This window comes from Candidatus Methylomirabilis sp., from assembly GCF_028716865.1.
GTDB lineage: Bacteria > Methylomirabilota > Methylomirabilia > Methylomirabilales > Methylomirabilaceae > Methylomirabilis.
Genome location: NZ_JAQUOY010000016.1, coordinates 40252 through 61341, shown reverse-complemented (window position 1 = coordinate 61341; position 21090 = coordinate 40252). Strand labels below are relative to the sequence as shown.

The window sequence follows — 21090 nt, the reverse complement described above, 5'->3', positions numbered from 1 at the left end:
TTGAGAGGGCAAGCTTAATCACGCAGGACGCGAATCTGAGGTTCATCCAGTTCCAGGACCCCGTCGATCCTCGCGCCATAGGAGGCGAGCGAGCGCAGGTAATCGATGGCTGAAGATTCTACCTCTTCGCCGGGCACAAGAACAGGCACCCCCGGGGGATAAATGGTCACGATGTCAGCACTGATGCGCCCCTCCGCCTTCGTCAGCGGCAGATACTCCGAGGGGGCAAAGAAGGCGTCCCGCGGAGACAGATGGAACTGCTGGCCCAAGGGCGGAAGCAGGGAGGGGATGGCGCGCCGATCCCGGGAGCGGGTGCCGCGCCCCACCAGACTGTCCAGCGCCGTCACCAGTCGATCCAGGTCGTCCTTTCTGTCCCCGATACTGACGATCACCAGGATATTGAGCAGGTCGGCCATCTCGACCTGAATGCCGAATTCGGTATTCAGGATGGCAGAGGCCTCGAACCCGCTGAGGCCGAGTTCCTTGACACAGATGGTGAGTTTCGTCACATCCAGGAAGAAATTACTGCCGCGCAGATCCGCCTCACCAAAGCAGGACAGACCGGGAAGCTTATTAATGCGGTCTCTCGCGTCTTGCGCCAGATCGATGGCCTTGCTTAAGAGTTTCTCCCCTTCGGTCGCCATCTGCATTCTGGCCAGATCCAATGAGGCCATCAGAATGTAGGAGGGGCTGGTACTTTGAAGGAGCAGCAACAGCTTCACAACTCTTGGGTAATCGACAGCAGGACCCTTCAGATGCAGCATGGAGGACTGAGTCATCCCCCCCAAGATCTTATGAGTAGACTGGACGCAAAGATCCACGCCGGCGTCGAGGGCCGACGTGGGCAGCCCCGGGTGGAAATGGAGGTGGGGACCGTGGGCCTCATCCATCAGGATCAGAATTCCCTGGCGTTTGGCCAAGGCAACAATAGCGCGCAAGTCGGCCGCCACCCCGTAGTAATTGGGGCTGGTGAGGGAGATGAGCTTGGCCTTCGGGTATTGCACCATGGTGCGCTCCACCTCCTCAACCGTCACGTTGAGCAGCATGCCCAACTCCTGATCGAAGGCCGGCAGGAAGAACCGCGGTATCGCGCCGCTCAGAATGATCCCGGTCAGGATCGATTTGTGTGCATTCCTCGCGACGAGGATCTCATCTCCGGGGCTCGCGGCGGACAGAATCATCGCATGATTGCCGCCAGTCGTCCCATTGATCAGGAAGAAAGAATGGTCGGCCCCATACGCCTCGGCAGCCAGCTCCTGGGCCTCCTTGATGACCCCCACCGGCCGCTGGAGGCAATCGACCTCATCGAGCGTGGTCAGGTCGATGGTAAAGATCTTAGGGCCGACGAACTTTCGAAAGCGCGTCGAGATGCCCTTGCCGCTCTTATGCCCCGGGGTATGGAAAGAGACCTTGCGACTCTCCGCGAGGTTGACCATCGCATCGAAGAGGGGAGTTCTGCGTTGGCGATCCGCGTCAGCGGCCACTATTGCGCCCCTATCGGAATGTGAACAGAGGATGGTTGTCCTCGATAATCTGCTTTTCCATGGCCAAGCGCTCTCTTACATGTTTCGGAAGTGAGAAGCTCATGGTGTGCGTTTCACCATCATAGTACCGTAATGTACCGTGCATCTTGGACCGAATGGCACGGTCAATGTCGTCCCGGCTGAACTGAGCAGGATGCGTTCCTTTGCCGGCCAAGATGAACCCCCATGGCCTGCCGAAGGACGGGATGTCCGCGAAGTAGGGCGCGACGACGGGAAAAACGCTCTGGAGCGTAGCATGTACGGCGGCAAAACATTCCAAACCGGAGAGGCTGATCGTTCCCGCCTGGACGGCGAGCGCGCCCTGCTCGGTGAGTCGATTGAACACTATCTTATAGAACTCTTGAGTAAACAGAAGATACGCTGGGCCCTCTTCTACAGGTTCCGAGATGTCGATGATCATCACATCGAATGTCTGGTCCGAAGATTCCAGGAAGGCTCTGGCGTCCCTAAACTCGACCCGAACCCGTTCATCCTCAAATGCTCCAGCGCTCATCTCTGGAAGGTGGCGCCGGCACAGTTCCACGACCTCACTATCGATATCTACCAAGAGCACGCTTTCCACGCTTCGATGCTTGAGAATCTCTCGAAGAGGAGCGCCTTCCCCTCCTCCTACGACGAAGACCCGTCGCGGCGCTGGGTGACAGAGCATGGCCGGATGGACGATGCTCTCGTGATAGATGAACTCATCTAACATCGTTGACTGCACCTTCCCATCCAGGATAAGCGCCTTCCCATAGCTCCCAAGCTCGACGAACTCGATAGTCTGGTATGGGGACCGGCTCGTAGCGATCACGCCGGTCACGCCATGCACATGGCCCTCGTGTGGGCTAAACGCCTCAATCAGTAACTGGTGATCTTGAATCGGCATGCCATTCCCTCCGGCGTTTCAACACAGCAGACATGATTATTCCAACCACGAGAACAAAAATAATGACCGTTTAGATCATGCGTCAGCTTGTATCGCTGGCAATCGCAGCGGTGATACTCTCCTGAAAGTCAACAAGGCTTATGCGACCTGAGCGGCGACGTCAAAGCGACCGGACTGGAGGTTCCGCCAAATGTCGCTATATGACGCGAAGGTCATCCTTGTCGCCCTGGTCTGGAAGGAAGAAGACAGACGAACCCGGAAGTGCCACGTGGGGGCAATATGCCGGAGGGCAAAAACGAAATACGTTAAGAGGCGAATTCGAAGCGTGCGGGGGTGTCCTAGTGACCAATGACGGACAAGGAAAAACTCTGTCCGTCATAGCTGACATCTGCCACGAATGAGGGCCTTCCCGTAGCTGCCGAGTTCTATGATGTCGAAAGGCTGAAAGAGGGTCTGAGTGGAGAACAACACTCGTCGAATTCCGTGCAGGTGCCCCTCCTCCGGGCTCAGAGCGTCAATGAACCAGCGAAAGTTCTTGATCGGCATCGGCAGCCTTCTCCATAGACGAACTCAATTTGTGGGTAAGCTTCCCGTGATGACCAGGAATGATGCCCCGCCGCATCTCGACGACCGACGGTTTTTTGCACTGAAACCGGGTGGCGATATATTCCACCGCCACATCAGGCTTGATGACATCTCCACAGGTAAAAATGTCAACCGCCGCATATCGATATTCGGGCCAGGTGTGAATTGAGATATGGGATTCGGCGATCACCACCACGCCGCTCACACCGAAAGGATTGAACTCGTGGAAGGAGGTATCTACGATGGTGGCCTTGCAGGCATTCGCCGCGCAAACCAGGATCTCCTTGACCACTTCAGCTTTTTTCAGCAGCTCCGGGTTACAGCCGTGTAGTTCCACCAACAGGTGTTTCCCGAGTGCTTGCAACGATCTACCCCCCTCGCAAAATTGTTGATTCGATATTCACCTCCCCGGGCGCCTTTGTTCAAATGCCTTATATCGCGTTTTGACAGAATTGCAAGAAAAAAATAGAGGTGGGAGTCCGAAATACTAACAGACGTTGTGATGACGGTTCCATCCTCAGGAAAAGAAGATCGGCTTTTTGACCCAAGGGATAATCCGCCAACAACTCTGCGGATTACTATTTAGTGGTCGTGGTGTCAGGCCCATAGAGCTCACGACCTCCCGTCGCCCGTTCGTCCGATATACGCCAACTGTGCGAGTCGTGTGTGCGTCGAAGCGCGCGAGACGGTCGTGCACGTGCACCTCGACGGCCTTATGAGCCCATGAAACGAAGGGTGAGCGGTGACCGCGATTGCCATGGATGATGCCTGCCACTCCCTCCTTTCGGATCCTGGCCTTCAGCCTAAAGCTCTGGCGCTCGGAGATCCCAAGCACCATGACCGCCTGCCATCGTCAGTTCCCCTTGGAACACGCGCTTAATGACCGCAACTCACTGCTGCTCTTTCATGGTGAGAGTTATGGTCTCTATACCCTGGCATAATCACATGGCCATGAACCCCTGACAGAATTACTTTACTACCGCAGGAATCACTATTTAGTTGACAAAAGCAGAGAATTCGCGGTAGGAATTTATAGGTATATGTAGATGAAGGTTGTGCTTTGGGCGTCCAACGTCTCGAAGTTACATGTATATCCGACTGAAAAATTGGACGCAGAAGAGAGGGAAAAGTTCGTTCGCCTTGTGAGCGGCCAACCGGGGGCACAGGAGTTTTGGGGTTAGGCCCAAGGGGCCCTAGAATCTCTCATAGAGGGGGTGACGCTTGTACGAACAGTACTGGGGCCTCTCAATGCTTCCCTTCCAGAATGTTCCAGACCCGAACTTCTACTTCCCTTCGGAAATGCACCAGCAAGCCCTGAAGCAACTCCTCTATGCCGTAGAGCAGGGGAAGGGAGCCGGCATGCTGACGGGAGAGATCGGATGCGGCAAGACCACCCTAATCCGGGCGTTTATGAACCATTTACCCGAAACAAAGTATGATATAGCCCTGATCACGCATCCCGACCTGCCCCGAGATGACTTTCTTCAGGAGATTAACAATCAGTTCGGGATTAAGGAGCCAGGCAGGACGAGGGGCCGAGCATGGAAGGCCCTGACCTCTCATTGCTCCGAAAACCTCGCCGCCGGGGTGGAAACGATCCTGATCGTGGATGAGGCCCAAGCCATCCGCGACAACGATGTGTTCGAAGAGCTCCGACAGAGCCTGAACTTGCAGCTCAACGAGCGCTTTCTCATGACCCTGATCCTCGTGGGTCAGTCAGAACTCATAGATCGGGTCGGGCGCAACCGCCAGCTCGACCAGCGGATTGCTATCCGGTACCATATGGGACCACTTGACCCGATGGAGACGCAAAAGTATATGCAGCATCGCCTTCAGGTGACCGGAGGCAAGCGCGAGATCTTTTCTCCGGAGGCGTTTCAACTGATCTGGCAGTACAGTCGTGGTATCCCAAGGAGCATTAACAATGTGGCCGATCTCTGCTTGCTGCACGGTTTTGAGACCAAGCGGTCTATCATTGACGGGCCGATGGTGCGAAAGGCGGCCTCGGAGCTTAGCGTATGATCGGACGGCCGGGTCGCACATAAGATGTTGCTAGAGTATTGGGGGCTAGTAAAAGAGCCGTTCATCAACGTCCCCGATCCGGACTTCCTGTTCCCCTCCACCAAACATGAAGAGGCCCTCATGCGCCTGCTCTATGTCATCCAGGGCCGGAGGGGGGCTGCGATGCTGACCGGGGACATCGGGTGCGGCAAGACCCTAGTCAGTCGAACGCTCGTCAAGGAGTTGTCCCCCCAACGATATGATGTGGCTGTGGTCACCTCGCCGATCCTCTCCCCGGTGCAGTTCCTCAGGGAGATCATCTATCAGTTTGAGGGCGACAAGGACAACCGTATCAACCAGAGGGTGGACGCGCTGCACGCGATTAATCGCCGGATGATTACCAACTACCAGAGCGGAAAAGATACCGTCGTGATTATTGATGAGGCTCACCTCGTCATGGAAAAAAAGGGGATCCTGGAGGAAGTGCGCCTGCTCCTGAACTTCCAGCTCAACGACCGGTTTCTGCTGACCCTTGTCCTGATCGGCCAGCTCGATCTCGAGGAGAAGATTAAGCAAGTTCCTGCGCTTAATCAGCGCATCGCCATCAAATACTGTTTGCTCCCCCTGACGCAGAAGGAAACCGTTGAGTACATTGCTTTCCGAAGCAAGAAGGCCGGGGCCCAACGGGATCTCTTCTCGGAAGAGGCAACCCAAGAGATCTATCATCTTACGGAGGGAATTCCCCGGAGGATCAACAGCCTCTGCGATCTCAGCCTCCTGGTCGGATTCCAGGAGAAAGCCACACTGATCGACGAGAAGATCGTGCATACCGCGTTTGCAGGGGTATGTTGAGGAGCGGAAGTAACGCCATGCGAATGGTCGATCTGATTCGGGCTCAACAAAAGGCGAAGAAGACCACCGCTCCCGCGCAAAAGTCGGCTCAGGAAAAAGGCGCAACCGAGCCTGAATCCGACCGCAGCAAGGAGACCTCTGCCCCCTCACAAGAAGCCTGGAAGGTCCCGCTGACAACGGTTGCTGCTCCCCCGGCAGAGCCGACCATTTTTGCGCGAAAGTATTCCGGCGCCCGTGACCTGTACGACGAGGCGGAGGCGTGCCTGAGGACGGTGTTCAACGCCGCGAGCCGGGGCGAGCCTATTGCCATCGCGCCGGTGGCAGACATGGCGGAGCAGTTGGCCAAGGCCGCAGCCAAGGAGAACCTGCAACGGGCATCAACAGAATCGTTTGTGCGATGCGAGACCTTCATGCTGCGGACCCTCGACGCCAATGGTGAAACGTACGACCTTGTCCGTCAGAGTCTGAACGTCGCCATCTACGCGTTGAAGCTCGGGAACGTCTTAGATTACCCGCTGGCCAAGCTCACAAAGCTTGCCCTCGCCGGCATGCTCCACAACATCGGAATGACCCGGTGTCCCGAGGTCCTCCTGACCAAGTCGGGACTGCTTTCCAAAGGCGAGCACGCTATAATTCAGGCGCATCCGATCCACAGCTATGAGATCCTGCGCAGTCTTGGACCGACCTGGGAATGGTTGGCGGAGGTCGCCGCCCAGCATCACGAACGAGAAGACGGCACAGGTTACCCCAAGGGGTTGAGAGGCGACCAGATTCACAAGGATGCCAAGATCATCGGCATCTGCGAGATCTATGAGGCGATGGCGCATGCGCGTCCGTACCGCGACGCCTTCGCGCCATTTGAGATTGTCAAGCAGATCCTGCGCACCGAGCGGGAGCACTTCAGCCATGTGGTCTTACGGGCGCTGATCAACGGCTTATCAAGCTACCCAGTGGGAAGCTGGGTTCGTCTGAGCACCAAAGAGATCTGTCGGGTCGTTGCCACCAACAAGGCCAATCCGCTTCGCCCGGTCCTCGAGGTCTGGTCCGATGCGTCCGGCGAAAAACTTCCTCAGCCCAGGCTGCTCGATCTGTCCAAAGAGATCCTCCTGCACATCATCGGACCCGCCACGCAGCAACCGCGAACGGAGTAGCACCGCACTCAGAACAGCCGCTGCCGAGGCGTCCTGCGTGAGAGGAACAGGCCGACGACCCCCTTCAACCCTTCCCAGGACAGGTGAAAGAATCGGGTAAGATAGGCGAGGGGAAGCTGCCATCGAGTGGACAGTCCATATTGAAGGCGCATGAATTCTGGGGAGGGAAACAGGATAGCAACAGCATAGCGCAACTTGGCTCGCATCCCCTTGATTGTGAAGAGCATGGCAAAGCTCTCCCCGCCATCTAAGCGCGATTCCCCCATCAGCAGGCGCGCCAATTGACTTTCGACTGCTCGTGCGGGTTGAGGCCTGCGCTGGGCTCTGAGTTGTGATAACACGTCATCGGGAATCGGGGAATCAAAGAGCCCCTTGACCTTTCCCAAGACCTCCACAACAAACAGTGCCAAGCCCGTCTCTTGAGCGAGCGATATTACCTGCGGCCAATCACGTGTGGCCTTCTCTTGTCGGAGAAGGCGATCAATTTCATAGAGCCAGAGCAGCGACGCACTCTCACCGCGATGGATCAGATGGCAGCAGAGGTGCACGAGCAGGTCCTCACGACTCAGAAGCCATGTATCCACGTCAACCACCCGCCCCCGCACACACCGCTCCCATACTGCTTCCATATCCACCCTATCAGCAAACGGGGGGTAAGCGATCGACCAGTGAGGCTCCACAATGACCCCGCCGTGTCGGTCTTTAAAGAACTCAAGTGTGTAAGAGAAAGCTGAGGCGAACCCGGGTCGTCGGTCCATTTCCTGGAACTCCAAACCCTTCAGGACCTCAGCAACCTTAGACAGATCCTCCTTGCGTACAAGAAGATCAATGTCCCCCATTGGACGGGCTGTGATGTCCCCGTAGAGCAGTTCCGCCAAGGCCAGACCACGCACAGGCACGCAGGCCACCTGTCTGACCTGGAACGCCTGAAGGATGGAGACCAGTTCTTGCGCCAGCACCACGTTCCGCGCAGCCACACCTACGACGCCTTCTTTGATCTGGTCCAGCCTCAGAGCAGACGGCAGGTAGCGGGAGTCAGATGTCTTGAGCCATCGGTAAAGGATGGGCAGCAGTCCCTGTTGGGTGGCATCCCTGATAATCTCCTCCCACGCCTGGTCCTCGGGCGATGGCGGCGCGAGGGCTTCCAATTGTGTGCCTCGAAGGAGGCCCATGAGGAAGGGGTGAACCACGTCAGCCCTCAATACTGATGGAGGGTTCCCGCAATCCGGCTATATCTAGTCGCATACTGAAAGCTCAGGAGGCTCAAAGGGAGGAGGGCAAACGCAAACAGGAGCAGTGGAATGACACTGGGCCAGACCTCAGACCAGGGAGCGGCCCGCAGCAGAGCCGCCCGCATCCCCTCGATAGCATAGGTGATCGGCATCAGCGCGGAAATCCGCCGAAGCCAATCCGGGAGGATCGTGACCGGGTAGAGGACTCCGCCAAGCAGCCAGGAGAGCCCTCCAAGAAGCCAGGCGATAGGGCTCCCGCGTTTGAAGACCATGATGAAGCTGGCCGAGAGGATACCCAGAGCGCTGAACACTACGACTCCCAGCATCAGGATCAATGCGGCCGCTGCCCAGTTCCCCGAGCTCAGACGTACGCCAAAAAGCCCAACTCCGAGCGCAAGGTAGAGGACCACGGTTAGGGATGTCCAGAGGAACGGATAGGCGGCGGATAACAGAATGATTGTGGGGACGGAGGTCTGAGTCGACATGAGGGCCTCCAGGGTCCCGGCCAACTGGGACTCGCGGATGCTGCGGGAAAACGCGTCCAGCGAGGTCGCAAGGTAGTCATGCAAGGCCACGCCAACCAGGACGAAGGTGAAGTAGTCCCCCCCATAGACGTCCAGCCCAGGGACGGCCCAACCTCCAATGAAGCGGGCGAGAAAATAGTACGAAGCGATAGAGAAGAGAACCGAGACTATCTGAATGAGAAAAGAAAACCGATAGCTCGCCTCGATGAGGAGATCCCGCTTTAGGAACGCGAGGGGCTTATTCACCCGACACCAAGCAGAGAGTGGCCGGGAAACCCGTGAGCCTGGATGAACCTATGGACCTCGAACCAGGGACCCTGAAAGCCAATCTTTCCCTGATCCACGATGGCCACTCGGTCGCAGCATTCGCGGGCTTCTTCGAGGCTGTGAGTCACCAAAAGGGCCGTCTTCCCGAGCCCCTCCGCCAGTGTACCCCTGAGGAAGCGCCGGAACTCTGCCGCAGCGCCAGGGTCCAGGCTCTTGGTGGGTTCGTCCAGAAGGAGGACTGGGGGATCGGTCAGGAGGGCACGAGCCAGGCCAAGCTTCTGCTGCATCCCCTTCGAGTAGGTCATAAACGGGGTAGTAGCCGCCCCATCCAGTTCCACCATCTCCAGGACCTCCGCGATCCGGGTGGTCGCCTCCCGCAAGCCAATATTGTTGAGGGTCGCAAAAAACTTAAGATTCTGAAAACCGGTGAGGCGGTAGTAAAAGCTCCGGTCCGTCTCCAGGCAATAGCCCACAGCCTGCCGGACTCTTTGAGGCGCCTCGACCACGTCGTGCCCGTTCACGGCAGCCCTCCCCTCGGTTGGGAGGAGCAAGGTGCAGAGGATTTTCAGGAGGGTCGTTTTACCGGCCCCGTTCGGCCCGAGCAGTCCGAAAACCTCACCCCGCCTGACTTCAAGGTTCAGGTCATCGACCGCTGTCGCCCAGCGGCAGCGAAAGGGTCGGCGGACCATCTCCCCTAACCGCCTCCTCACGGGGAACCGCTTTGTGAGGTGATGAACGACAATTGCTGCTTCACTCATGCTTTATTGAGGTCTGCGAGGATCGCCTCACGAACTGAGGGGAGCGACGCGAGGCTTCTGGGGTATGAGAGCAACTTCACTGGAACTGTGGACGCAATCCGAGTGCATAAGAGAAACTGACGCCTGAGCCGTTCCGAGTCGATGATCTCCGTGTTGAAGGCGCTTTTGAGCAAGGCCAGGAAGGCGCTATGCTGGGACACGCGCCGGACGGTGACTCGCTTGCGTCGTGCGGGCGCCGACGGCCGCGGGAGCAGATAGAGTGCCTTCAAGGCGACAGGCGCCTGGTGTACCTGATCGCGGCCCAAAGGAATGATGAGCTTGCGCGTCAAAGGATTCATCGGGACCCCCGTGGCGTACTCGCCGAGCAGCTTCCTGGCAATCCTGGGATAGAGCTTGATCCGAGGCGGGCCAGGGGAAGCAGAAAACCCATGCTTCCCTTCCCTCAGCAGGAGCAGGTCATCGGTCAGCACGGGATACCCTGCCTGGATGAAGGCCCCGCCAAGGCTCGATTTTCCATAACCGGTATCGCCAAGAAAGCCTACCGCTCCTCCATCGATAACAACGGTGGTCGCATGCAGCGGGTCCAGTCCTCGTTTGATCAAGGAAAAGGAGAGCACCGCCCCCAGAAGGTAGGTATGAAATGCTTCGAAGGCGACATGGGTGAGCGGGCGTCCTGCGATTCGGCAACCATCGGCAGAAACCAGAAACTCAAAGAGTTCGGACCATCTCAGATAGTAAGCGTCATCGCGGAGGTGTACGTACTGGGCCCACTCTGCGGCGTTTGGCTGGCCGGCGGCTTCCTGCGCCGCTCCCTCAAAGAACGTAGGTGGCTCCTCGACGAGTTCAATGGCTGAATGATTGGTTTCTGTGCAGTCAGGATACGGAAGCCGCCATTGGCTTCTGACGCAGACACCATATAGCCGATAGGCGTGGAGCGATCGCCGCTCATCTCCGTTTCGATTACCCCGCATGGTCAGAGCGAATACCTCGTGATGACTTCGGCCACAAAGGCCGCAGCCTCGCCCAGTGAGCGAAAGAGTTCGGGATAATGACTGTAGATCTCCTGCTCGATCTCCGCAAGGGTTCGCTGACTATCGCACAGATTCAAGATAGAACGACGAGCGTCTCCCCACGGCGAGAGCTTCGGGATAAAGTGAGGCTGAGTCCGTTCGAGATCCTCCTTGCAAATGAGCATACCGTGGAACGTAGAATGCGTGAACCGGGCCTTCCTGGCGTCAGCCATTCCCCACACCTCTACCTCCCATGTGATCACCAGTTCGGACGGCAGAATCTGCATCTTGATCCGAACACGGTCGCCCTTCTCCAGGCCCACCGGCCGGTCAACCGGAAAGAAGACATTCCTCCTATTAATGGAATGCGTTGCCAGCGGAGAATTGGACATGGTGACACTGTTCGACAGCCGTGCCGAAAACCACCCCCCGATCCCGTGCAGATTACCAGCTCTTGTCGCCAGGACGGAGGCTTCCAGAGTCAATGGTGTCGGGATGGTGATCGAGAGGTCCAGCAAGGCGGCTGAAACCGGATCGCTCAAGAGATGGTCCGCACGCAACTTCACCGGATAGCCTGTGTTTGCGGCCCACGACCGGGCCGGCCGAAAATCAAACCCGGCGGGGGAGTCATTCCAGAACTCCACCTGGGCAAACATCTCCGGGCACTCGACCGGCGCGACCCACATCTCCACACAAGAGGGGAGCAGCCGCCCATCGGGTTTCAGGAAGCGGCGCCGCGCATCATCAAAATATTCCGGTAAACCAGCCTCAAAGCCGAACCGCCCGATTTGATCCGCCACGACCACATCGACCCGTTCTGGGAGCTCTACTCGCGTCGAGAGGCCCTTGATGAACGTCACCCGGTCGTGAAAACCGTTAGCCCGACAGATTGCCCTGGCCAACTCGACCATTCCGCCTTCCTCGATCGAATAGACCCGTGTAGCGCCGGCCCGGCACGCAAACAGCCCCAGGATTCCCGTTCCCGAGCCCAGGTCCAGGACCACATCGCCAGGCTTTACGGTTTCGCCGATCGCCTTGCAAAAGGCAGACATTCGCGCTTGATCGGCGAGATATGCGCGATGCTCATCCACTACGAGCGACACAGAGATCTCCTCCGCCGGTACGAGCCTCCTTACCCCACTGTGGTAACAGGTGACAAACGCCTATCTTTTTTAACATGCTTAACATGCTCTAGCGCGTCCGCAGTGGGATCGAGAACACTTGGTGGCTATATACATACCATGGTCATGCTTGAGTCAGTGCCCCCACCGCTTCTACCAGAAGTTTGTGTTAGTTTTGTCAGGCTGCCGTATGCCACGAGGCGAGGGGAGGCATACCGCTTCTTCCCAGCCGCTTGCCGACCTGCTTCTGGTTGCTTGGACGCTGCGCGCTCCTGTCGCTGTTTCATCACGTCTTCTCCTTGCTTGATGGATTAAATGGGTGGTTGGATGGCGGCCTCCTGCCCTCGACCGACGCGCGGTGAAACGAGTACACCTCCCAGAAAGATCGTCTTGAACCAGAGTTCGATGTTAAAGATCATCCACAGCGACCACATGTACTTAGAGCAGTCTGCAGCGCCACTGGCGTAGCGCGTCACCATGTGTCGATACATCGGTCGGAGCGGATCCGTGTTCACCCAGCCCTGCGCGGCAATGCTCAGGGAGTCAAAGAAGCGTTCATCCGCTTGGGCGGCCAGGGCCGGCAGGAAGACCCAGGCGAAGTTACCTTTGGTACGTCGCTGTCGGACCGTCTCCGGCAACAGACCCTGCATCGCCTGACGGAGGACAAATTTCGTGTGATCTCGCCGCCAGCGCTGTTCCTCGGGAAGGGCCAGAGCATACTCGATCATCCTTCGATCGAGAAAAGGATGGCGATACTCGAGACCGAACGAGGATCCGTATCGTTCAATGAACTCGTATGAGAAGCACCAGTCGCCGGAGGTGAGGGCGGAACTGAGTTCCGCCTGAACAAAGGTGGGGAATTGTCGCCCCGCCGAGTCCTTTTTCCGGAACCGCTCGGCTAACTGGATCCGGCGCGCAAACGTGGGATCAATCCAGGGAGGGACATCATTGGGCTCTCTGCGCAAAGCCCACTTGACCGCCCGCTGTACAGGTCGCGGGAGAAAGGGCCAAAGGCCATACCTGGTAATCATGAACAGCGGCGACACGGACTGATCAAGATTGGAAAGGACCTGCGAGTCAAATCGAGCCTGGCGGACCAGATCTGCAATCCTACACCTCCGCAAAAAATCAGCATGGTGAAGAAAGTCACCCGTTAACCATTCATCACTTCCCTGACCCGTGAGGAGGACCCGGACGCCCATTTCCTGTGCCAGGATCATGGCAGGATCATGCATCACGGTATTGGGAGCGATTGAGCAATCATGGTAGCGAGTAACTTCTTCCGCGTAGCGCGACGCGGCCGTTTCTTCCGCCGCCACCGCATTGGACTTGACCTCCCACATCCGCGTCACGTCCCGGATATACGCGCTTTCGTCGCAGGGCAGCCCCGGAAAGAGCAATGAAAAAGTCTCCAAGCCGGGGTTGGCCACCACGCCCTCGCGATAGAGCGAGTGGGCCACGCAGACGACGGACGAGGAGTCCAGTCCTCCGCTTAAATCTGCCCCGACCAGCCTGTGGCTGCGCAGCCGGCACCGAACGGCTCGCTTGAAGATCTCCAGGAACTCCTCGGCATACGCGTCATCGCTCCCATGCCGGATCGCTTTGTCCGGATCAACATCCCAGTACCGCGCCATCCGGATCTTATCGGGCTGGACGATTAGGAACTGCGCCGGCGGCAGCCGAAGGATGCCCCGATACAACGTTTCCTGCTGGCTGGTGAAGTTAGTAGCCAGATATTCTCCCACCATCCCTTCGTTCGGTTCACGCGGGACAGCCGGATTTTCAAAGAGCGGCCGGAGCGCTGAAGCGAAAAGGAACCTGCAGCCGTCGGCGTAGTAGTAAAACGGCTTGATGCCCAGGATGTCCCGGGCACAGAAGAGCTGCCGACTCCTCCCGTCCCAGATTGCAAAGGCAAAGTCTCCAAGGATGCGTTGCGGGCAGTCTTCGCCCCACACCTCGTACGCCCGCAGCACCAGCTCGGCGTCGGTATCGGTTCGAAGTGTTGCGCCCTTGGCCTCCAGTGCCGCTCTCAGTTCCTCCCGATTATCCACTCGACCGTCCAGCGTCAGGCAGAGCTTGCCCGTCTCATCGACTAAGGGTTGCTTCTCCAACAGCGATTCCGGCGTGGTATGGAGCATCCGGTGGCCCAGTCCCACTGACCCCTGGACCCACAAGTCTTCCCCGTCTGGCCCGCGGTGAGCCAGCGTGGCGCTCATCCCCATGAGCACGGTCTTGTTGACTGGGTGCCCATCGAGATTCCAGATGCCGACGATGCCGCTCATTTCTGTTTCTCAGTGAGTAGGTAGAGCTTGATGTCCATCCTCGATGATCAGTCGCAGGTGACGGAGAAACCGGCGACCAGCTTTCCTCAGGTCAACGGGAAGCACCTTCAGCACTTGCCAGGTTTCTTCAACAGCACTGAGCCAGTGGCCCTGTTTCAGAAAGAGATGGGCAAGGCGGCTTCGGAGGAGAACTCCGTCGTACCCGCCTGCAATACCGATTCGATACCCGTTGATCGCCTCGGTGGTAGACCCTTTCAACTCGTACAGACGGGCTAGACGGGCATGGATCCGGCCGTGGTCCTGGTCAATCACCCGGTGATCGCTATTAGCATAAGTCGCGATCGATCCCTTCAGGGGCTTGTAGCCGGCTAAGGCCAATTTGAGAGACTGTTCGTAGGCCCTGATCGCCTCCTCGCAACGACCTTGCTTGACCAGGACATCCCCTAGCGTCCGATAGGCGTTGATAAGGTGCTCGTCGAGTGCCAGGGACTTTCTGAGCAACGCTTCAGCCTCGTTCCAGTGTCTCCTCTGGGCGGCAAGTCGCCCCAGGCCGCAATGAGCGTAGGCATCCTCCGGATCAAGCGCCAGGGCCCGCCGATATTCTCGCTCGACGGCCCGGGCACATCCGTCCAAGTGGTAATGGAGCCCGGCGCTATTATAGGCCGTTCGGTAGGAGACGTCTAGGGCTAGCGCCCGTCGGTACGACTTTTGCCCATCGTCGATCCGGCCCATCTCAACGTACAGATGGGCTAGATGATAGTGGAGGGCGGGAAGGTCGGGAAGAAGTTGACCGGCCTCGTGATACTTTGCTTCAGCAGTAACGAGGTCGCCGTGATGAGCTGCAAGGACCGCTTCACGAATCAGCCTCATTCCCCGGATGGCGTCCCCGCAATGGTCGGGTCGCCTCAGGCGAAACGCCAATTCATCCCCGAGATACTTCCATTTCAACGGAGTGTAGCCGCCCTCGACAGAATAGGCGATCGTCGCGAGGTCTGCGCGAATGTGGCATGCGTGCAGTCGAGCCAGCAGGTCCTCGGGCCAGCACCACGGAAGCGCTCCGTGTTCATCGCTTTCTTGATAGGAAACACGGGGGATCATTAAAAAATCGCTATCGATGTCAAGAAGAACACCTTCATCGATCCGTGGCAGAGAAGAGAGGGGGCATATCGTCAGCGGTTTCCCGAGCACGACTGTGGAAATCTGGTTCGTTTTCACCTGCAAGTCGTGACGAACCCCTGGATAGCTCTCCACGATTTTCCTTACATGCCGAAGGATTGGTCTGCGGCTTCGAGGTGTTTCCCACGTCGGATCTGGGACAACCCAAAAGATTTCTCTTGCGATGTCGTCCTTTAAGGCTTGGCATACAAAATTTGCAATAGTAATTGAGTTGGCATCCGCAATCCACCACATGTCGTGATGGGCGTCGATATGGATTAGCACCCTCTGCTTCACACCTGCATCGCGCCAGATGTGATAGGCGTCGTCGTGGTTCTCCATTGTGAAGACGCGACCAATGGGGTCGAGACCTGTTCGCGAATGTCGCTCATCCATATTTGGAATTCTCGCCCTTTCATCATATCCAGGCCACGATAAGCTATACATGAATCATGCGCCCAGGAAGTGCAGAGTCAACCGGGTGGCCATCCAAATTATACATTCCTGCAATGCCACTCATCTCGCCGCCAAACTGCTTCCGTCACGCGCCGAGAAGGAGTTCATAACGCTCGCCCTCCTGATGGCCGGGGATAACGTGTCCATCGTGATCGAGCCAGGCATGAGCCTTGAAGCTTCCACTCTCACGCGTAACGCCGATTCGAAGCTCCGTCGAGATTCCTCTCCTGCCAAGGAGCCAAGACAGGATAAGGGCTGTTTTCAGGCACATGACTTTCGCGTGGGTGTATCGGCCGGCGACTTCCACCAGCCGCGACAAGCGAAGGACAGATACGAAGGGGGGGAGCGAAGGGTTGCCCATTCGCTTCAGGACACTTTTCTTCCTCGAGAGGCTTAGAAGATGGGTAAACGGAAGCACTCGCAGGGCGAGTTCAGTAAGTAGGAACAACCCCCAAGCCTGGGCGAGGATAAGACGCTCGTTGGGCGGAAGTTGAAAAAACTTATGAACTTCCGTCATTGTACACCTCAACCAACCCTCTGTCCGCCATCTGCGTGACGAAATGAAGGAGATCGTGCGTACATTCCGCTTCCGCCACCTCGTACTCTTCGAGCATAGAATCGAGAACCTTCTGAAGCGATTGATGTTCCTGAATCAATTGCCAGATCCGTGTCCCCACAGGATCCAGGCCGAAATAGATCCCCGTATTGAGGTCAAGGATCACCTGCTCACTTTGCAGGTCGCGAGAGAGAACGTCGTCGCGAATTCGCACGCTCGATGTGAGGGAAACCTGTTGGCTCATATCAAAAACCTATATGGAACCAGGGGCCTTTGACAAGCGCGTGAGAATAAAGGGCGCGAGCGAGCACAGTCCCTTTCATCCACACAGCGCGGGTGACGCGACAACAAATGGTGTTGTCCGGTCAATGCCGTACCGCTTTTGATGGTAGAGTTATCATACATGGGTAACACTCCTGGGGCACCAGGCCGTGCCGTCCGCGAGCTCTGTCAGAAAACCCCAGTCTGGCCCTTCCTCGATGGGCCCCCAAAGTTGCTCTGCATCGTCACGCGTGTATGGCGTGCGGGCGCAGACAATAAGCGCGCTCGCCTCACACGGCAATTCCGACCGCGTGCCCATACTCCTTATCCGAGTAATAGGCTAACCTGAATCCCCCGGCCGCTAACTCTAATTCGACCTCCTCCTTCTCGAAGCAGTGCGCGGAGGTAGAGACCATGAGACGGTCACCTAGCTCCACCGGCTCCGCGCGGAATCCGCCCAAGAACCGGGTCGCACGTGCGACCCGCCACACCAGTTTTTCGTAACGTCCTGAGTCGCTCCGAGTGAAGAAAGATAAAAGCATCGGCGCACCGCCGTCCACCAATCTCCGCAATTGTTTCAGAAACCCGATCCTGCGCGCGCGGCCGGGGATATGATGATACCCGCACCAGCCGATAATGATCGCCTCGCAGTGGGCCAGATTCGTTGGAACTTCGTTCGGAGCCGACAGCGTCACCTGCGAGTCCATGCCCTCCTCACTGAGCAGACCTCGGCTGGCTTCAACGAGTTCCGCGCAGCAGTCAAATCCGTGCACCTGGCAGCCCATACGCCTCAGCGCCAGCATCTCCCGCCCCGCGCCCGCCGCCGCCACCAGAACGCTACAGCCCGGTCGGAAGTACCTTTCAAACACTCGCCGCTCCCACTCATAAACAACAGTCGTGTTGTGTTCTCGGCTCCGGTACATTTCTGATTGGGAGAAGTAGGTTAAGGTCACCGCCACCCTCTCGGCTGGGTTGAGCAAGCCTAGCCATACTCCCTCGTGTATCACTCGAGCCAGCCCAAGCGCCCGGTCAACCGCTCGGTCCGCGTTTCTGTAAAGCCGAACCAACTGCGGCACTTTAGTGCTGGCACTCCCGTTATACATCTTGGTACGCCTTTGTTCGAACTCAGCCGCAGTCCATAGCGGTTTATTTGTAGGTTCGGCGTCTGAATACCTGGCTCGCCAGTACGCCGCCTCACTCACTCGGTTGCCTCTGGCAGGCAGTGTTGACCTGACCTACCTCCAGCGCCGGCTCACCAACGTCGGCCTGGAGGCCGTGAACACCACCATCCAGTGGGTCAAGAAGACCGCGCGAGGGTTCCGTAACGTCGAACACTTTAAGACAGCGATCTACTTTCACTGCAGAGGGCTGGATCTTTACCCACACTAAACCCGGAAGGGCCAAGTTTCTTTTGCGAAGCAGATCTCTTGAAAACAGTTTTGCATAGCACTGTTCGCTTACGCGAGGGACATCACTTCGACCTGGAGGCGCTTTTTTTAGCGTCGTCTACAAGCTCCTCAATTCGTGCGGCCACATCATCCACAATCCAGTCTGCCCCACACTGGGAGCAGACCGTCGCCGGGACGTTTCTCACGACGACTACCCCAAAGCCTAAGCCTACTGTAAAGGTCGTGTTCCCGGGCCTCTTGGTTCCGCTACACGGGGGGCACCTGTCGTTCTCGCTGCCCATCATGGCTTCCTCATCCGCTCGGCGTTTAGGCCTTTTGCCATTCTACCCTATGTCTGTTCGACCTGTCGGGAGGAGGGGCTCGTAGCGTTCGCCTTCGTGACGGCCGAGAATGATCTGTCCATCGTGATCGAGCCAGGCGTGGGCCTTGAGCCTTCCTTCGTCACGCGAGACGCCGATTTGAAGCTCCGCTGGGATTCCTCGCCTCCCAAGAAGCCAGAAAAGGACCAGGACTTTTTTGAGGCAGGTTGCTGTGACGGGGGCGTATCGCTCAGCGACCTCCACCAACCAGGCCAGACGTGCGGCAGAGGGGACCAATACCACGGCAGGTTCCTCTTTTCGCTTCAGGAACACTTTTTCAGAGAGGGTGAGGAGCCGCGTGAACGGCAGGATTCGCAGGGCGAGATCAACCAGAAGGAAAAACCCCCAGGCTTGAGCGAGAATGCGGCGCTCAGCAGGCGGGAGTCGGAAAAATTTATGTATCCTCCCCATTACGCACCTCAACCAACCCTTTGTCCGCCATCTGCGTGACGAAACAAAGGAGATCGTGCGTGCATTGCGCTTTCGTCACCTCGTACTCTTGGAGCATAGAATCGAGAGCCTGTTGAAGAGATCGATGCTCCCGGATCAATTGCCAGATTCGCGTCCCTACCTGGTCCAGGCCGAAATAGACCCCGGTATTGAGGTCAAGGATGACTTCCTCGCCCTGTAGATCGCGGGAGAGAACATCCTGGCAGATTCGCACGCCCGATGCGAGCGAGACACGTTGGCTCATGATCAGCACCCTTCATGGGTCAGTAGACGTCTGAGTACCCTATGAGAACAATACCGTTCGTTGTACGCTCTGTCAAGTAGCGGCCGGAGTCCACAAACAATAAATAGATCAGGACTGCGCGAGGAATGGACGAATACCGAGTGCCTACACTCCGCGACCAACAGTACCGGCGTAAATCTTTCCGATTGACGTGGCTCCGCATGATGCGCTAACTTATTGATAAACGGGACGCGCTGTTGGAATCCTCATGCGGAGTGTCAATAAATGATTTGCTACTGTCTGGCACGCAGAGAGATAAAGAGGCGGCTGCTAATTAACTACGACAGGAATGATCGGCCGCACGCACGAGGTATCGGATGTCAACAAATCCCCTGGAGCGGGCGCGCGCAGCAAGGCGAGCGCGGCAGCTATTGTGAGGGTGCGCTTTGCGGCGTTACGGTCAATGAGACAGACACCACGCGGCTGCCGATGCCGGCCTGTCTCGCGGTGATGAGAATGGTCCCGCTGTACGTCCCGGCTGCCATCCCAGCCACATTGGCTGAGACGAACACTGAAGCGGGCGCTTCTCCAGCGGAGGGCATCACCTGGAGCCACGATGCGCCGCCGGTTGCGAACCATGACACGGCATTGGGACCGGAGGCGATAATGGCGATCACCTGCCCCGGAGGATTTGCCCCCCCCTCAATCGCAACAAAGCTTAGCGCGCCTGGGGCAACCGTGAGCGATGAGGCTGCCGTGGTGGAAGAGGTCGCCAGCCACAGCGCCATCGTCAGCGCCAGGCACAATGTCAACCGCGATAAAAGCCACGAGGGCAACCTGCGCATAAGTCCTCCCATTTATTGTATTGGAACCTCCTCACACGATATAGTGTATGGTGGAACCGCGAACAGGTCAAGAAATTTTGCTCCTGGCGCATGTAGAAAGGGAGGATCATGAAACCGGGTCGAGCAGTCCTGATCCCCTGGCTATACCTGATAGCGAGTTGCGCCTCGCCCCCGCTTCCTCCGGGGACGGTTCTGCCGCCCGCATTGCCCGCGCCTGCAGCTCCCATCGGCGGCGCCCTGGAAGTGGGTCGGCCCGCAGAGCCGTACGCCGCAAAGGAGGTCACCGAAAACGCGACGTTCATTACGGTGGATGGGACGCCTCAATATAAGATCGGACCAGGCGATGTGCTTGATATCTTGCTTCCTCAAGGGGCGCCGCAGGAAAAGGTCTTAGCCCCCGTCAAAAGAAACGGAGCGATTGTGATCGCCGGCGTTGAGGTCAAAGTGGCCGGACTGACGGCGGAACAGGCGGAAGGCAGGCTACGGGAGGCGCTCACTCCGTTTTACGTGAACCCGCAGGTCGAGGTGCTGGTCAAAGAGCACGCCAGCAAGAAGGTCACGGTCCTTGGCGCGGTTGCGTCACGCGGAGGGGCGTTTCCGCTCAGCGGCAGGACAACGGTGACCGATATGCTGGTAAAGGCCGGAGGTCCAGCGGCTAATGCGGATCTGGAGAGCGTGCGCGTCACGCAGCCGGACGGCGAGGTCCATACGGTCAATCTCCTGCAACTCGTCCTTCAGGGAAGACTCAAGCAGGAGCCTGTCCTGGATGCGGGAAGTGTGGTCTTCGTTCCCGAGAAGCCGTCAGAGCTTCCAAAACGGGTATTTATCCTGGGAGAGGTCCGCATCCCAGGAGGTCAGCCCTTTACACCCAACCTCACGATGGCTCAAGCGCTCGGACAGGCGGGCGGCCCAACGGATCTCGCTGTGAGCAACAGCGCTCGGGTGATCCGAGGCGACCCCCTGAAGCCCCTCCTGATCGCGGCCGATTTCGACAGGGTCCTCAAGGACGGCGATTTCCGATTCGATGTGCCGCTTCAACCCGGCGACATCCTCTACATTCCACGGAGTCCCATCGGAGACTGGAATGCGTTTGTGAATAAGCTTCGGCCGACGCTGGATTTCTTGAGTATCGGCGGAAGCACCGCTCAAACGTTTAAGCAGTTGATTTCTCCTCCCTAACC

At 57.6% G+C, this 21090-nt stretch carries 22 protein-coding genes; 5 read left to right on the top strand and 17 right to left on the bottom strand.

Annotated features, from left to right (window positions below; translation table 11 throughout):
• Nucleotides 1-14: 14 nt before the first annotated feature.
• The 3 genes from PHV01_RS07940 to speD form a co-directional block, all read right to left on the bottom strand.
• On the bottom strand, nt 15-1484 hold the full coding sequence (locus PHV01_RS07940) for an aminotransferase class I/II-fold pyridoxal phosphate-dependent enzyme (protein ID WP_337290622.1): 1470 nt from the start codon (nt 1482-1484) through the stop codon (nt 15-17).
• A 10-nt stretch (nt 1485-1494) separates the two neighbouring features.
• Nucleotides 1495-2412: a polyamine aminopropyltransferase gene (speE, locus tag PHV01_RS07935; RefSeq protein WP_337290621.1), complete on the bottom strand. Its 918-nt coding sequence runs from the start codon at nt 2410-2412 to the stop codon at nt 1495-1497.
• A gap of 514 nt (nt 2413-2926) precedes the next feature.
• Nucleotides 2927-3361, bottom strand: coding sequence for an adenosylmethionine decarboxylase (gene speD / locus PHV01_RS07930; RefSeq protein WP_337290620.1), 435 nt, complete (start codon nt 3359-3361; stop codon nt 2927-2929).
• A gap of 857 nt (nt 3362-4218) precedes the next feature.
• Here speD and PHV01_RS07925 point away from each other — a divergent pair.
• From PHV01_RS07925 to PHV01_RS07915, 3 genes are read left to right on the top strand one after another with little or no spacing between them, the layout of a single operon-like run.
• Entirely contained in the window at nt 4219-5019 is an 801-nt protein-coding gene (locus tag PHV01_RS07925) for an AAA family ATPase (RefSeq protein WP_337290619.1), read from the top strand.
• Between the two features lie 24 nt (nt 5020-5043).
• Nucleotides 5044-5850 carry an AAA family ATPase gene (locus tag PHV01_RS07920; protein ID WP_337290618.1) on the top strand — a complete coding sequence of 269 codons (807 nt, stop codon included), beginning with the start codon at nt 5044-5046 and terminating at the stop codon, nt 5848-5850.
• Between the two features lie 17 nt (nt 5851-5867).
• On the top strand, nt 5868-7001 hold the full coding sequence (locus PHV01_RS07915; protein ID WP_337290617.1) for an HD-GYP domain-containing protein: 1134 nt from the start codon (nt 5868-5870) through the stop codon (nt 6999-7001).
• 8 nt (nt 7002-7009) lie between these two features.
• Here PHV01_RS07915 and PHV01_RS07910 read toward each other — a convergent pair whose 3' ends face one another.
• The 10 genes from PHV01_RS07910 to PHV01_RS07865 all read right to left on the bottom strand — a co-directional run bounded on the left by PHV01_RS07910 (nt 7010) and on the right by PHV01_RS07865 (nt 17726).
• Complete coding sequence (locus PHV01_RS07910) at nt 7010-8173, bottom strand: nucleotidyltransferase family protein (RefSeq protein WP_337290616.1); 1164 nt, start codon at nt 8171-8173, stop codon at nt 7010-7012.
• A gap of 26 nt (nt 8174-8199) precedes the next feature.
• Entirely contained in the window at nt 8200-9003 is an 804-nt protein-coding gene (locus tag PHV01_RS07905; protein ID WP_337290615.1) for an ABC transporter permease, read from the bottom strand.
• Entirely contained in the window at nt 9000-9713 is a 714-nt protein-coding gene (locus PHV01_RS07900) for an ABC transporter ATP-binding protein (RefSeq protein ID WP_337290614.1), read from the bottom strand. The genes PHV01_RS07905 and PHV01_RS07900 overlap by 4 nt, the downstream gene beginning before the upstream one ends.
• Nucleotides 9714-9778: 65 nt before the next feature.
• Complete coding sequence (locus tag PHV01_RS07895) at nt 9779-10753, bottom strand: hypothetical protein (RefSeq protein ID WP_337290613.1); 975 nt, start codon at nt 10751-10753, stop codon at nt 9779-9781.
• 2 nt (nt 10754-10755) lie between these two features.
• Nucleotides 10756-11895 carry a class I SAM-dependent methyltransferase gene (locus PHV01_RS07890; RefSeq protein WP_337290612.1) on the bottom strand — a complete coding sequence of 380 codons (1140 nt, stop codon included), beginning with the start codon at nt 11893-11895 and terminating at the stop codon, nt 10756-10758.
• Nucleotides 11896-12224: 329 nt separating this feature from the next.
• Nucleotides 12225-14195, bottom strand: coding sequence for an asparagine synthase (glutamine-hydrolyzing) (gene asnB / locus PHV01_RS07885; protein WP_337290611.1), 1971 nt, complete (start codon nt 14193-14195; stop codon nt 12225-12227).
• A gap of 9 nt (nt 14196-14204) precedes the next feature.
• Nucleotides 14205-15446, bottom strand: a complete 1242-nt coding sequence (locus PHV01_RS07880; protein WP_337290610.1) for a tetratricopeptide repeat protein — start codon at nt 15444-15446, stop codon at nt 14205-14207.
• A gap of 445 nt (nt 15447-15891) precedes the next feature.
• Nucleotides 15892-16323: a lasso peptide biosynthesis B2 protein gene (locus PHV01_RS07875; protein ID WP_337290609.1), complete on the bottom strand. Its 432-nt coding sequence runs from the start codon at nt 16321-16323 to the stop codon at nt 15892-15894.
• Nucleotides 16307-16606 carry a PqqD family protein gene (locus tag PHV01_RS07870; RefSeq protein ID WP_337290608.1) on the bottom strand — a complete coding sequence of 100 codons (300 nt, stop codon included), beginning with the start codon at nt 16604-16606 and terminating at the stop codon, nt 16307-16309. The genes PHV01_RS07875 and PHV01_RS07870 overlap by 17 nt, the downstream gene beginning before the upstream one ends.
• A gap of 307 nt (nt 16607-16913) precedes the next feature.
• Entirely contained in the window at nt 16914-17726 is an 813-nt protein-coding gene (locus tag PHV01_RS07865) for a class I SAM-dependent methyltransferase (protein WP_337290607.1), read from the bottom strand.
• A gap of 1 nt (nt 17727) precedes the next feature.
• Here PHV01_RS07865 and PHV01_RS07860 point away from each other — a divergent pair, with 1 nt between their 5' ends.
• Nucleotides 17728-18012: a transposase gene (locus PHV01_RS07860; protein ID WP_337290606.1), complete on the top strand. Its 285-nt coding sequence runs from the start codon at nt 17728-17730 to the stop codon at nt 18010-18012.
• Between the two features lie 82 nt (nt 18013-18094).
• Here PHV01_RS07860 and PHV01_RS07855 read toward each other — a convergent pair whose 3' ends face one another.
• From PHV01_RS07855 to PHV01_RS07840, 4 genes are all read right to left on the bottom strand, one after another.
• Entirely contained in the window at nt 18095-18316 is a 222-nt protein-coding gene (locus PHV01_RS07855) for a YgiT-type zinc finger protein (protein WP_337290605.1), read from the bottom strand.
• Nucleotides 18317-18355: 39 nt separating this feature from the next.
• Nucleotides 18356-18802: a lasso peptide biosynthesis B2 protein gene (locus PHV01_RS07850; RefSeq protein WP_337290604.1), complete on the bottom strand. Its 447-nt coding sequence runs from the start codon at nt 18800-18802 to the stop codon at nt 18356-18358.
• A complete protein-coding gene (locus PHV01_RS07845) occupies nt 18786-19085 on the bottom strand; it encodes a PqqD family protein (RefSeq protein WP_337290603.1) in 300 nt (99 codons plus the stop codon). Before PHV01_RS07845 ends, PHV01_RS07850 begins: the two co-directional genes overlap by 17 nt.
• Nucleotides 19086-19492: 407 nt before the next feature.
• Complete coding sequence (locus PHV01_RS07840; protein ID WP_337290602.1) at nt 19493-19909, bottom strand: hypothetical protein; 417 nt, start codon at nt 19907-19909, stop codon at nt 19493-19495.
• A 108-nt stretch (nt 19910-20017) separates the two neighbouring features.
• On the opposite strand from PHV01_RS07840, the gene PHV01_RS07835 reads away from it, so the two are divergent.
• Nucleotides 20018-21088, top strand: coding sequence for an SLBB domain-containing protein (locus PHV01_RS07835; protein WP_337290601.1), 1071 nt, complete (start codon nt 20018-20020; stop codon nt 21086-21088).
• Nucleotides 21089-21090: the final 2 nt, after the last annotated feature.

What these genes read in the sequence shown, in the direction of transcription:
- speE (WP_337290621.1), bottom strand. Translation starts at nt 2,412, where the DNA reads ATGCCGATTCAAGATCACCAGTTACTGATTGAGGCGTTTAGCCCACAC.
- PHV01_RS07920 (WP_337290618.1), top strand. Translation starts at nt 5,044, where the DNA reads ATGTTGCTAGAGTATTGGGGGCTAGTAAAAGAGCCGTTCATCAACGTC.
- PHV01_RS07915 (WP_337290617.1), top strand. Translation starts at nt 5,868, where the DNA reads ATGCGAATGGTCGATCTGATTCGGGCTCAACAAAAGGCGAAGAAGACC.
- PHV01_RS07910 (WP_337290616.1), bottom strand. Translation starts at nt 8,173, where the DNA reads ATGGGCCTCCTTCGAGGCACACAATTGGAAGCCCTCGCGCCGCCATCG.
- PHV01_RS07900 (WP_337290614.1), bottom strand. Translation starts at nt 9,713, where the DNA reads ATGGTCCGCCGACCCTTTCGCTGCCGCTGGGCGACAGCGGTCGATGAC.
- PHV01_RS07895 (WP_337290613.1), bottom strand. Translation starts at nt 10,753, where the DNA reads ATGCGGGGTAATCGAAACGGAGATGAGCGGCGATCGCTCCACGCCTAT.
- asnB (WP_337290611.1), bottom strand. Translation starts at nt 14,195, where the DNA reads ATGAGCGGCATCGTCGGCATCTGGAATCTCGATGGGCACCCAGTCAAC.
- PHV01_RS07875 (WP_337290609.1), bottom strand. Translation starts at nt 16,323, where the DNA reads ATGACGGAAGTTCATAAGTTTTTTCAACTTCCGCCCAACGAGCGTCTT.
- PHV01_RS07870 (WP_337290608.1), bottom strand. Translation starts at nt 16,606, where the DNA reads ATGAGCCAACAGGTTTCCCTCACATCGAGCGTGCGAATTCGCGACGAC.
- PHV01_RS07865 (WP_337290607.1), bottom strand. Translation starts at nt 17,726, where the DNA reads ATGTATAACGGGAGTGCCAGCACTAAAGTGCCGCAGTTGGTTCGGCTT.
- PHV01_RS07855 (WP_337290605.1), bottom strand. Translation starts at nt 18,316, where the DNA reads ATGATGGGCAGCGAGAACGACAGGTGCCCCCCGTGTAGCGGAACCAAG.
- PHV01_RS07850 (WP_337290604.1), bottom strand. Translation starts at nt 18,802, where the DNA reads ATGGGGAGGATACATAAATTTTTCCGACTCCCGCCTGCTGAGCGCCGC.
- PHV01_RS07845 (WP_337290603.1), bottom strand. Translation starts at nt 19,085, where the DNA reads ATGAGCCAACGTGTCTCGCTCGCATCGGGCGTGCGAATCTGCCAGGAT.
- PHV01_RS07840 (WP_337290602.1), bottom strand. Translation starts at nt 19,909, where the DNA reads ATGCGCAGGTTGCCCTCGTGGCTTTTATCGCGGTTGACATTGTGCCTG.
- PHV01_RS07835 (WP_337290601.1), top strand. Translation starts at nt 20,018, where the DNA reads ATGAAACCGGGTCGAGCAGTCCTGATCCCCTGGCTATACCTGATAGCG.